Annotated in this window: 1 protein-coding gene; it reads right to left on the bottom strand. The window is 58.8% G+C overall.

Going from position 1 to position 789, the window contains the following annotated elements; genetic code table 11:
* On the bottom strand, window positions 1–789 hold a 789-nt coding region (locus tag BN2475_RS32655; protein WP_245841753.1), incomplete at both ends, for a reverse transcriptase domain-containing protein.

Raw genomic sequence — 789 nt, 5'->3', positions numbered from 1 at the left:
GCCGTTTATGCCGTCGTAGCGTTTTGTACTTGCACCGGGCCCAGCGTGCGAGCTTGCGGTCCAGATACCGACCGAGCCCCTGCATGGCCGTCCGATAGAAAGCCCCGTAATAGTTCCACCAACCACGTATCGTGGGATTGCATTGATCGGCCAGTTCGACCAGTGACCTGAACGTCTGACGAGGTAGCCGCCACCCCCGCACTGTCTGTCTCATCCGTTTCAGGGCATCACGACTCACGCCGGGCAGAAAGCTCGTTGAGAGCTGTCCAGACCTGGTCATCACCCTTCGCGGACGAAACAGGAAACCCAGAAATGTGAAGGTCACATTCGGGTAGGCTTGAGTACGGCTTCGGTCCCTGCAATACACGATGCCTGACTTTTCCGGATGCATCTCCAACCCGCATTCCGCCAGCCGCGAGGCAATGGCATGCATGACCTCCTGCGCCTGCGCCTGCGCCTCACTGCGGCAGTGGACCACCGCATCATCGGCATAACGCGCAAAGGGACATTGCGGGAAGTGTCGCTGCATCCATGTGTCAAGCGCATAGTGCATGAACAGATTCATCAGCATCGGGCTGACCACTCCACCCTGGGGTGTACCGCGCACCCGCGGCAATCTCGCTCCGTCTGCAGTCTCAAACGGCGCAGTCAGCCACCGCTCGATATACAGCAGGATCCAGTCCGCCTTGATGTGCCTGCGCACCGCCTTGAGCAGGAGGCCATGATCAATCTGATCGAATGCCGCCTTGATGTCAAACTCAACAACCCAGTCGTATTTCCAGCAGCGCT

The sequence above is a fragment of the Paraburkholderia ribeironis genome (assembly GCF_900019265.1).
Lineage (GTDB): Bacteria > Pseudomonadota > Gammaproteobacteria > Burkholderiales > Burkholderiaceae > Paraburkholderia > Paraburkholderia ribeironis.
This window is presented reverse-complemented; position numbering and strand designations above follow the sequence as displayed.